The organism is Paenibacillus sp. S33 (assembly GCF_053615415.1).
The window spans coordinates 1-11766 of the sequence record NZ_JBSIEZ010000002.1 but is presented as its reverse complement, the minus strand read 5'-3'; the positions used below and the strand labels follow the sequence as shown (position 1 = coordinate 11766).

The following is an 11766-nucleotide window of genomic DNA, read 5'->3' as shown; positions in this document are numbered from 1 at the left end:
CAAAAAAGCTTTAATCAAACATTGACTCTTACTGAAGGTAATTGATTTAATTACTTTTCGGCAAATTCCGTGGTGCGAAGGACCCGGTTTTTTTATGGGAGCTTCACATTCGCACCTTCACGATTACGTCATTCAATCTCTAAGAGTCTTCCATATCCTGCGTTGGTCTTCCCGCCAATGCCTTCTTCTCTTAGCGCTCCGAGCAAGATTGTTTTTGTCAGACTTAGCCACTTCATAGCTGATTCCTGCTCTCCCTCACAAGTTAATATAATTTCAAAGTGAGCCGACGCTGAAAGAAATGGAATAGGGACGGGGGAATCATCATCACGTGGAGCCTTGTACTCAATATCATTACGATATGGCTCTACAATAATGCCGTTATAATCCTGATGATGCGCTGTAAGCACATCCTGCTTCAGCGCTTTGCAAACTGTTGCTGGAGTAGGAAGAGCATCGTGAAACTGAATAAACCCAGCAGATGTTTGTGAGCCAAATAAAATGTTGTAGTCGCTTCCCGTACGCTTTAATGCTGGTTGCTGGTCACCTAGTTGTCGATGTGCATAATGCGAAGCAACACCCTTCAAGGCTGTTCCTGGTAGGTAAGGCACACCATAAATGCGATGTAGCGCAAGACTAGTTTCAAGCACGGAATTCCCTCCATGCCCAATAACGAGTGGCGTTTGTGATCTAACCTGGATATGCAATGGTATAGTTGCTCCATAGCTCTCCTTCTTGTAGTATCGATCATAGTAATGCTTATACCAGCTTTTTTTTGTCGTTGTCCAGTCAGTTTCATAAGCCTTGATCAGTTTCTGGTAGAAAGCTTGTTTGCCATCCCCTTTACTAACAACTTGTTCTAAGCACAAATCTATACCCTGCAAACTTGTGTCACCCTTGGTGATAGCTAGATGGGCGTTCATAAGATGCCCTCCTGTTCCGGCGCATCCGTTCCTTGTTCGATCTTCAGAATGGCTTCCGCATACCGCTTAAACCAGACGGAGGCACTCAGTACCCTCTGGGACAAGTGAAGATAGTCTGCATTTTGAATTTTGAGTTCTTCTTTCCAAGATTTATCGAGACCAAGGGCACTCCGCATATGCTGCAAATATAAAGCATGTGGACTTTCTACGCTCTCGGACTTCGCCTGAAAGAAGGTAACGGCCAGACGTAAACCGTTAGTCAGAACGAGCGAAGGAAAACGGTGACAGAGCTGTCCATATTGCTGTGCAACGATGGAGTTTGCATCCAGTGACTTTATTCCTTCGAATGCGGCCTGCGCATACTCATGTTGGGATGATTTCATCGATCTCCGCCTCCCGAGAGGCGGCAGCGCACGCGCCCTTTGCCGACACTTGCATTGCCTCCAAGTTGTAAAAATATTTCTTTTTTCATATGTTGAAGACTGGAAATCCGTTTGGAGATATCTGACGATCCATCTATCCGATCACACCAGATCATCCCGTAAAATATGGCTTCAGTAGGTACACATTCCTCATACCATAGTGCACCCGCTTGCGTAGTTTTCGTATCTTCCTGTATTCGAATGCGTGGAGTAATCTCACAACACATCGTCGTAAAGTATCTAAATGTGTCGTCCGTTACTAATACAAGTCGCTCGATGAACATCTCTTTTGAATAAGGTTCATTTTCATCGAACAGCATATTCGCCAGCCAATTTGCCCAGGTGGTAAACCCATGCGATATTTCCGCCTTACCATAGAACTCGTCGAGGAAAACTTGCTGTTGACTCACCACTACAGAATCAGTAGTTATCCAAGCGGTCTCATTATTCTTCGCATCTTGCTCAAATTGATCTAAATTTGGAATTTCTAAAGACATTCCCATCGCTGCTGCATCTCGTACTAGGCGTTTCAGTACCATAGGAGAAGTAACATAAGCGAAAGTGCCATATCGGCTGGCTACCGGAAAAGCAAGAATCCGTCCATCGGAAATAACAAGTGCTCCAGCTTCGGCTCCATTGTGATCTGATTTACCGAATGCTTGCTTGAACCAAGCGCTTTCTCCTTCTTTAGCTCGATAGTAGTCTCTCTTTACCCCTTTCATGCTACTGCCAGGAATCATAGGCCATTCAGTCACCTTCTCGCGCATAATAGGCAGATCAATTGCCCCAAGTCCTTCTCCTGAACCGATATGTAGTGGAGACAAACAGTGTATCCAGTACCACTGGCTTACATTTTCCATTTCCCTTGCTCCTTTATAGTAGGTTTATTTATTATTTGTTCATTTGGGGTGTGTTTGTAAGGTTCCATTTCCCCCACAAAGCCAGTCCGAACCCGTCTTCTTTGTCAAAAGCCTCTTTGCGGCGATTCGTATCCGACACGGATTGTAGCCACATTTCCTTCGCCAAATCAGCCGCATTCCCTTTGGTGACTTCAAAGAAGTATACGCTTCCTGCTGGAACCATGCGCCGAACCGCCTTCTCGTTGGACAAACCATCCTTCGAGTAACTCCATCCCGATACAGGCTGCCAACGTGGAACACAAGCCCAGCGCAATTGAAGCTCTACTCCACACTTCCATGGATTTTTAGTTTGGAGATTTTCGTCCAGCCAGCCTGGCAACCAACCTTTTCGGAAATAAGCAGGAGTCGCTAATACCATACGAATATATGACGCTCCCTGCATGCTTTCTTGAATCGCTAAGGGACAGGTCCATGACAAGTCATCTTCCACCTCACTGAAGTGAGCCAATCTGCGCTTGCCTCCCATGGGGTGCATCTCTGATATTTTGCCTGTGCAGCTGGACGTATGCTCTCCAAAATCAATCTCAGCTTCCACAGTGAAATCTGGTGGAAAAACCAGTGATTCTGTTGAAAATAATTGCTGTTCCTTGGCGGTATACGTCTTGGGGTCGATTGCAGTATGTGTGCGTTCTTCACGAATAAATGCGGGTAGAAAAGGTGTTGTTTCACAAGCTGTGTGCAACGGATTATTTTTCTGATCCAAACGCCATTGATTTAGAAGCTTGGACCATGTTTCTTCTGTCACGGTGCCTGTCAACCAATGCACCATCCGCTCCTTTGTGATGTATGCGGGTGCTTCCTTCATCCCTTTGTGTGTCCCTGCTCCAAGTGGCGGCCAGAGCACATCTGCCAGACGTCCTTCCTGACCTACGCCAAAGAATCCCTGTCTGCCATGTTGAGCCCCTGTCAAGTTAACAGGTCGAATGAATCGGATACTTGCTTCTCCATGTTCTTCATACATTTCAGCGTCCTGAGGCATGGCAAAATACAAGTTATCTCGGTATTTATATATCGGACCTCGAACATTTAATTTAGAAAAATGGTTAAGGCTGAGGGATGACTTTCCTTCCTGTGCTTGTTCCCTTTTAGCCAGCATCGTGCGAATTGTACCCGCAAGCATACTTGGCGTGACATCACTTAATGTGTGGGCCCGGATTCCCGGCGTAGCGCTGAACGGTCTTCCGTCCCGTATCATAATAGGATCAAGAGGTTTTACTTGTAGTCGTTTCTTCATAAGTCGTTCCCACCTTTTCCAGATGAATCGTCAAAATGAGTTGCTCTGCCAATATCCGCAATCGTTCTAATGGCTCTGTTTCGGTATCATATAGTTCCTTCAATTTAGGAATCCACTGTTTTTTCAATGTCGCCTTGTCTATGCTTTCCGGCTTCTTCTTGAACGCCAGACGCTCAATCTCCATCCAGAGTAATTCTGCGAGCAATTTCGGATCACTAAGCCACGCTGAGCCTGTAGCCATTTCCTTGTAACTTTGGTATGTTCTACGTAGTTCATAGGCAAATTGGGCAGAAAAAAACTTTTTATACTCGTGTAACACTTTCATTTGCTCCACTGGATTATCTTCGAACGGCAGTGCTACTTTCATTAGATCGCCTCCACCGCGTCTGTGGAAGTGAACCTCCAATGCATTACGTGTTTTTTTGGCCTGCCGTTCTGCTTCATGTGCCATTCTACGTACTTCTTCAAGGGGTTCCAGCATATGAGTGATTACAATCCCCACAGAAAGAGTCGGGGTAGAAATAACGGACCCCAATATTTCAATAAAAGACTTACGTAACTCACTGGCTGCATTCAAACATGTATGTACTGGCAAGTAAGCCATAACATCATCTCCGCCACCATAAACGAGTTGTCCCTGATGATTTTTCATAATTTTTGCTGCTTGCAGAGCAAATCTGGAGAGCGCTTGAGAAAAATGTATATGGCTCTGTTCATCCTTAATGTTGCGAAGATGTTCCCCCATGCGATCACCATCAGCGATTAGAAAAGCATAATAAGGAGTTGGACGGACAAAATTAAACTGATGATCCCTTGACTTCTTCTCCAACTGGAGATACATCCGTTCCAACTTGTCTGCTATAGAATCTTTGAGGTTCTCTTGATGTTCCTTGGGAACCATAATGCATTCTTCAAGATAATCCCCGATTCGACGTTCATAAAAAAGACGCGCGTCATAGGAATTGATATCTAGCTTGTTTATTGTTTTTAAGTTCTCTTTTTCCAACAATTCATTCACGGTATGCAAATAATCGGTCACTGCCGAACCTATGAAAGTCACATCACGAATTTGCTTTTGGAAAGGCCGAAAGGCTGTATCGCAAACCGAAAGAAACCGCTCTTGGTCAGGATGAAGTATTAAAGATAACCGTTTAATGACGGAGATGGCGTCTAAGGTCTCATATTCTTTAATTCCCAACCGTAAAAGCCGCTCAATGTTCCTATCGTGGTTGATCCACACTGATTCACGACCGCCGTCCAGAGAAGATTTTTTCTCACCGTACATCGTGCCCGGGTCATTTTGCTTAAAATCCCTTAGCGTCTTACGGGCAGCTAATAATTGTTCCGTTTTGCTTAATGCCTCATCATAATGTAGTCCTTGCATCGCTGTCCAAGCCGCCTGAAAATCAAGTAAATCGCTGACTTGACGATCCCACGTGCGTATATTAATAATTCGCCCAATTTTCTCCTCTGCCGCTCTTGCATACTCCTTCCACTTACCTTGGATAGCTCTTCTGACTTGCCAAGCAATCTTGCTCGGCTGATCTGTATTCATTATCCCAAGAATCTTGTTTGGTGCACTTATCTTCTCTACTTGTTCGGAGTTTTTGTCTATCACCGTAACAGGAAAAACCAATCGGCCACCCAGTTCCTGAAATTTCTGAGCTCCCGCTATGCTTAATTCAGAGAGCAAATATGAGCCAAACCATAAATCTCGCGTTCTACGTGCCTGGGCGATGAATTCTTGCACGGGCCCGATAGAAAACATCATCAGTATCTCTTCAGATTTGTGCTCTCGCAAAATTTTTCGACCTCCTTACTGTTTAAAAAAGCCTCAACAGCAGACGTATAGACTTTTTTATTATCTTGCATAGGGTTATTATCATATGAAACGTTAGGATAGATTTCTTTTGTTCCAAGTTGCTTTACGATCCTATCGTTTTGCTTTAACTCGGCCCCTTCCAAACGGGGTTGATTTAGGATAGCTATTATTCCAAGCGATTTATGAGGAGTACAGGACAATGGTTTTAAAATCACCGGAGAAGCAAGGCGATCCTTACCTTTGGGAACAAGTTGTGTTTTGTAGGGTTCCTTTTCCCAACGTTTTCTTTTGCGGAGCTCTTCATAAGATAGCTCTTTATCCTCATCCATTTGTTGCTTAAACTCAAAAATAATCGGTAAACCAAGTTGTGCTTTTGGAAAAGAAACTAGCCTATCAGGTTTACTGGGGGGATATTTCTTGTCATGTTTGGGATGTGCCATACCTGTAATCGTTCGAATGGAATCTGCTTCTGGCCAGTGGCTTCTCCCCGGTCTGGGTTTACCTTTTTCTTGGTTTGCACGTCTGCGAAATAAGCGATAAGCTTCTATTGCCTCATGCCAAGCATCTTTTATTTCCTCTATACGGGAACGAGTTTTAATCTGATTGCTAAGCGTCGGCCAATCACGACTTTGATCCGCCTGTAATAGTTTTAATTCGTATTTTTCTATGTGTTTATCAAACCAAGACAAAAAGTGTTCAGGGGTACAGTTATCTATACTAGGAGAAATCCCATCACAATATAAACTCCCGCACCCTCTACGTGTTCTTGCCCCCACTCCGCCGAAGTTAATCCAGGCCCATAGTGCAGGCTGTATCTCTTTGCGTTCTATTTCTTCAAGATCCATAGATTTTTTTATATCATCGAATGGTTGCTTATAGATGATGTGAAGCTTGAATGTGTGCCCTATAGTGTGCTCCACAGATCTCTTTTTAGCAGCGTCTACCTCTTTACCTGCTGAATATAACGCATATTTTGGAAAGTGAGTTTTACTTATAGACTTAGTGGATGTTGGCTCGATCCAGATCTTTATGCAACTGGGTCTACTTGTGTCCCCAAAAATCTCTGCTTCTCGTTTGCGTAGTTCATATACATTTTCATAAGCTGCACCACGCGTTGCCCGCCACCAGAAACGCAACTGTCCTCGCACCGTGCTTGTACGAACCAATTGTTCTGTATCGATCTGCCCTGCCAGATAACCGCCTCCAAACATAGGAGTCACAATGGTTATGGCATAAACCTTTTGTAGATTAGGATTTTTAGCGATCCTCTTTTCCAGATCGGTGACATTTGTTGCGGGGCTTCCCAGGTTTCTTCCCATGCTAGTCTCCTTTCTTGATCTATCTATTTAATTGGCATCCTCTTCAATACTGTCGTTCCCGATTGCTGTAAGCTCTCTAAAAGCTTTGGCATAAGCGAAATGAGGAAACAACATAGGGTTATTCAGCAGCATGAGCAACTGGTTAAGCTGGAAGTTTAAAGTTAACAGCGGATTGCCTGGTATTTTCAAATCACTCAGCGTATTTTCAAGTGACATAGCGTCTTCTGAAAATTTCAGTTCGCTATATTGCCCGCTGTCCACTTGCTGTTTAAACTCTTGCTTATCTTCATCTTTCCAGTTTGAAGGGATCACGTTCATATTACCGAAATTTTGTACCCCCTGATTCAATTGATCCCCCCACCAGCCGAGCTTTTCATTCTCGTGTTCGACCAGTAAATCAAATTCTCTGACTATTCCTTTACTACCTGGCTCAACTCTTTTTAGCAGAATAAAATCGAACGCCCCTTTTAGCTTCTCTGCAACTTGATGTACGGATGTCTGTTGTTGTCTCTGAAAATTGCTTGCAAGAATAAAAATAGGTCGAGTACGTTGCTGAGTTTTGTTTGTGATCCCAGTTACATACCCCTGCACCATCCGCGCAATGCCTGTCGTTCGTGGGTGTAAGTTTTTAATGCTTTCTGCCCATTCTATGATCTTTTCATATTCCCAATTTGAACTTTTACATTCAATAGCTACCACTACGGCTTCGATTGGAATGAACTTGAGAGTATTATATTGGAAGACGTATGGTGTATACTGCTCATCGTAGACAGCAATATCCACTTCCCTAGATCTGTTATTGTTCGAGTCAATGATAATGACCCCCTGCGCCAATGAGTATTTGAGAGGGATAATACTTCGAAAAAACTTGACCCACATCTCCTCGCGATAGTTCCCACTAATTGTTCCATGCTCAGAAGCAATATCGATTTCTTCTACCATCATCTGATTCAGGTAACGGTAGTTCTGATGAATACGTTCAAATACATTTTCAACCTTACTATCTTTGCTGGCTTTAATTTCTCCCATGTTCTCAGGCCCTTTCTATCAATCTTATATCTATACTACTTCTTCTTAATTAGCCCTAAAATAATCCAACTCATGTTATGGAATAGGAAAAAAGAACCTGATTAACATAGGCATTAAGGATCATGTTAATTATAATTACGATTGTATGTATTTTACAAGGATAAATTTTCTTAATAATGTTTTATAGATTTTAATTGATTTTTATATCCCAATTAAGTAAAAAATTATATTTAGAATCGTAACTGAATACCAAGCTATAACGGGATTTTTCATAAGTCCTGTTATAAAAAAGCCCCCTGTAGATCTCACAAAAGAGATTCTCAGAGGGCGAGAGTGACATAGAGGATGTTTTGGTAGCTATGAAGAGACTGCGTAGTTCACTGATTTCATCCACGCACTCATATGGAGTGCGACTGAAATCATTAAACATCGAGAACTGACTCAGAAAATATTTCAATCCACGCACTCATATGGAGTGCGACTGCGAAAATGAAGTAATTCATACTCTAATGATATCAATTTTACACATTATCACAGAAAACGATGCCAAAAGTGCTTGGATCAACCATTGACTTTTACTGGAGGTAATTGATTCTATTGATTTTCGACAAATTTCGAGGTGCGAAGGGCCCGGGGTTTTCATGTGAGCTTCACATTCGCACCTTCACGATACTATCATTCAGTCTCTAAGAGCCTTCCATATCTGCGTTGGTCTTCCCGCCAATACTTCCTCTCTTAGCGCTCCGAACAGGACTATTTCGAAATTGACCCACTTCATAGCTAGTCCTGATGATTCGCTGTAAGTACATCCTGTTTGAGCGCCTTGCAAAACGTTGCTGGAGTGGGAAGAGCATCGTGAAACTGAATAAATCCAGCACATGTTTGTGAGACAAATAAGATGTTCTAGTCGCTTACTGTGCGCTTCAATGCTGTTCCTGGTAAGTAAGCTATACCATAGATTAAATGTAGCGTAAGACTAGTCTCCAGCACGGAATCCCCTCCGTGCCCAGTAACGAATATATTCGTAGAGTATGCCTGATAGCCAAAGGTATCTTTTAAGCATATAAGCACAAAGCCGTAATCACAATTTCATTAGTCTTATGATTTTCTCCCTCAATTCAACTGATCATCCAGAATAGCATCAATGACTTTTAATATCTTCTTTTGCTCATCTTCATTTCTACTACGTAGCCTGTTCACAATTTCTGTGAGTGTTGACTCGCTTTTCTCTCTGTTCACAGGCTGGATATAATTAAAAAACTCCACCATAGAGAGATTGAGGGCATTCGTAATTTTATCCAGCACCACGATGGAACAAACTTTTTCAGAACGTTCCAACTTACCAATATAAGTTTCGTGGACATCAGCCTTACTTGCAAGTTCCTCTTGGCTCAATCCACGTAGTTTTCGGAAGTGTCGAATTCCTTCCCCTACCATTTTCATCAAATCAGTCACAACCATCACCCTATGCAAACCATAGACTAGCCATATAATTACTCCAAGATACTATAGGGTTTGTTTTTATAAAATATATCCTATAGGGTTTTATTTTGATATAATAAGGATGCCCTTTTTTTATAAAAGTAAACCCACAGGCCATGATAAAAGCCCACTTAGTGCTTACGTACAAAATTAACTTTACGAATAAAACGAAACATCTATCAACATGTAAATGATTGCAAATAGAGAGGAATGAATCTCATTAAAGTACAATGTATATTCCCAGACAACTCAACTACGGATATTTACGTAACCGAAATTGGAGAATTTCTTCGTCTTACAAAATTGGTGAACGGAATAACAATGAGAGGAAGTAATTATAGTGTGGTCCATACAGAACTAATTGTAGAAAACGAGACTTTCTATATTTCAGTGCTATTAAAACACAGGCACATTGAATAAAATGCTGTAATAACTTCTGATAAGGCTGACTGAACTGTGACTTATAGAAGGACTCTTTGAGAGTATGACCTATGTAGGTCAAAGGAAGAGATAAAGTAATTCGAAACGTGTGTATTCCAGAGGAAAGATTAACCAGCTGAAGGCAAATCATAACTTACAAAAGGTGATAGATGGATGTTTTCTCTCGGTTTTCTTTTTATTCCTAAACGTAAGATTATTTTCATTTGGGTCTAATCTGTAGCTAAGTCTTAAAACTTGATGTTCAATGAACATTCCTGGTCTTGTAACTTATGACTCACCTTTATTTGAACTCTTGAGCTTGCTAATAAAAATTTTCGGCAGATATTGAAAGAGAACTCAACACATATGGAGAACTGACTTTATCCAACGGGTGAAATCTCGTCTAACATATCCAATCGCATCGAGTATGGTCATTAATATTGATTGATCCCATTATTAAACTGAACGGTCTATATTCGTACAAAAAGGGAAGGTTACTTCCTTTTGATCAGAGCATTATCCATATCCAAATTATCGTCGCACCACACAATCAAATTCATTGATCGTTTTACATTCCTTAGTCAAAATGCAGTAATAATTTTGAATTTCTTTGCCTTCATCATTTTTATTCTTCTTATAAATCATGCAAAATCAACTCGTGTTTCTCTAAAATCTAAATAAGTAGTATCTCAATATGCCGAATTCTCCTGTTAGCTCAGTAGATTCTCTGTGAGAGCAAAAACTATGGACTTGTCTTTTTCAAAGAGAAGCTTCGTCAAGTCTAGAATTATTGTCGGGTAAGGAGTTTCAAAAACTCCTTATCCTTTTACTCTTCACCACTAATTAAAAATAGCTTTTCTTTGAAACCCCCACGCTTTTCTTTTTTTGCAATACGAAGGGACTCAAAATCACCGATTCGACATCCCTTACTCTCAACGAGGGCATAAATAACTTCAACCATATCAACTAACTCAAGAAGTTGATTTTCCTCACTTGCTGTATCAAATTCCCTCAACTCTTCGTATAGTTTCTGGTGTAGCATCTCTATATACTCCTCTTGATCTAATGTTCTAATTTCATATTTTTTCCCGTGCTCCTCCATGATTTCAGGGATTCTATCACGAACAAGTTTATTATAGAACTTCAAAATATCCCTCCTATGCCATTAAGTATTCACACAAATTAGAAACTCAAAACTTTGGGGGATTTCCGAAAAAAAGTGTAAACTATCCTTGACATGATATCCAAAATTTCCGTACTAGTTTATGCTCTATAGCCATTTCAAGTTCTAAAATATGTTTATCGCGTTTCTCCCCTTCCTTTAATTTTCTAAGCATGGTTTGATTTCTCTCTTCTAGTCGTTGTATCATCTCTTCGCTCGGAATCACGTTGGACTTACTACTATTGCATGACTGATGAGTAAATACTAAGTTCCACAAATCATCTGAGTACAGGTATGACCAAGGGATTACGTGATCTATGGCAGGTGTTTCGTTTTCAATTTTTTCACCGCATAAAAAGCAATGTTGATATGGATTTTCCACCCCAATGTACGTGGAGAATTTGCCCAGTGATTTCCGCCTTACTTCTCTTTCGTCAATAATTCGGACTTTTTTGGAAAGGCGAGGTGAGTGATTGAAATTCTCCAACATCTGAGTCCAGCGGTAATTGATTGCGTCAAAAACAATCAAACTATATTTTTTTAGATGAGCGAGACAATCTGAATGTATGCATAAAGAATCAGCCTTTTGAACGTAGCTGTAAATTCCCTCTACTTCTTTCCCGTTGATACGTAGAAAACGAAAACTGACGTCTTGCTTCAGTGCTTTTACAATGTCTCTCACTGCCTTCTGATAGGCGTCCGAACAAATCGTTTCTACATTAGCTGCGTACCATTTAATTGGCCTTTTAGAGCCAGTATTAGACTGATATATCCCAATCAGGTCTTTCACTGTAGAGACAATTACAGGTGGTTTTACAGGGTTACTACTTTGCTGTAGGTCAAAAAAAATAGTCTGCTCCCAATAGTATCGAATTACCTTGCGAGCTATGCATTCCATAGTGATTTCAACACAACTATTTTCCGTATATTCACCTTCACAGGCTATTTCAGTTATCGCTCGGGCCCAGCTCATCTTATAAGTGTTATCAAAGGAACAATTACGAATGATGTAAAGCCATTTGTCTATGAAAATCAA

Annotated in this window: 10 protein-coding genes; all 10 read right to left on the bottom strand. The window is 41.2% G+C overall.

Annotation, left to right across the window (positions count from 1 at the left end):
* Positions 1–128 precede the first annotated feature (128 nt).
* The gene (gene cmr6, locus ACWGXJ_RS25310; protein WP_452567968.1) at positions 129–920 is read right to left on the bottom strand and encodes a type III-B CRISPR module RAMP protein Cmr6; all 792 of its coding nucleotides are present in this window, start codon (positions 918–920) and stop codon (positions 129–131) included.
* Positions 917–1303 (bottom strand): type III-B CRISPR module-associated protein Cmr5, encoded by a 387-nt coding sequence (gene cmr5 / locus ACWGXJ_RS25305; protein WP_452567967.1) that lies wholly within the window; start codon positions 1301–1303, stop codon positions 917–919. Before cmr5 ends, cmr6 begins: the two co-directional genes overlap by 4 nt.
* Positions 1300–2202: a type III-B CRISPR module RAMP protein Cmr4 gene (gene cmr4, locus ACWGXJ_RS25300; RefSeq protein ID WP_452567966.1), complete on the bottom strand. Its 903-nt coding sequence runs from the start codon at positions 2200–2202 to the stop codon at positions 1300–1302. Before cmr4 ends, cmr5 begins: the two co-directional genes overlap by 4 nt.
* Before the next feature lie 31 nt (positions 2203–2233).
* On the bottom strand, positions 2234–3496 hold the full coding sequence (gene cmr3, locus ACWGXJ_RS25295; protein WP_452567965.1) for a type III-B CRISPR module-associated protein Cmr3: 1263 nt from the start codon (positions 3494–3496) through the stop codon (positions 2234–2236).
* Positions 3465–5297, bottom strand: coding sequence for a type III-B CRISPR-associated protein Cas10/Cmr2 (gene cas10 / locus ACWGXJ_RS25290; protein ID WP_452567964.1), 1833 nt, complete (start codon positions 5295–5297; stop codon positions 3465–3467). The genes cmr3 and cas10 overlap by 32 nt, the downstream gene beginning before the upstream one ends.
* Positions 5267–6637 carry a type III-B CRISPR module RAMP protein Cmr1 gene (gene cmr1, locus ACWGXJ_RS25285; RefSeq protein ID WP_452567963.1) on the bottom strand — a complete coding sequence of 457 codons (1371 nt, stop codon included), beginning with the start codon at positions 6635–6637 and terminating at the stop codon, positions 5267–5269. Before cmr1 ends, cas10 begins: the two co-directional genes overlap by 31 nt.
* Before the next feature lie 27 nt (positions 6638–6664).
* A complete protein-coding gene (locus ACWGXJ_RS25280) occupies positions 6665–7666 on the bottom strand; it encodes a DUF6602 domain-containing protein (RefSeq protein WP_452567962.1) in 1002 nt (333 codons plus the stop codon).
* 1113 nt (positions 7667–8779) lie between these two features.
* Positions 8780–9121 (bottom strand): helix-turn-helix domain-containing protein, encoded by a 342-nt coding sequence (locus ACWGXJ_RS25275; protein ID WP_452567961.1) that lies wholly within the window; start codon positions 9119–9121, stop codon positions 8780–8782.
* Positions 9122–10394: 1273 nt separating this feature from the next.
* Positions 10395–10715, bottom strand: coding sequence for a phosphoribosyl-ATP pyrophosphohydrolase (locus ACWGXJ_RS25270; protein ID WP_452567960.1), 321 nt, complete (start codon positions 10713–10715; stop codon positions 10395–10397).
* A gap of 79 nt (positions 10716–10794) precedes the next feature.
* A partial coding sequence (locus ACWGXJ_RS25265; protein WP_452567959.1) for an HNH endonuclease occupies positions 10795–11766 on the bottom strand: 972 nt, incomplete at its 5' end.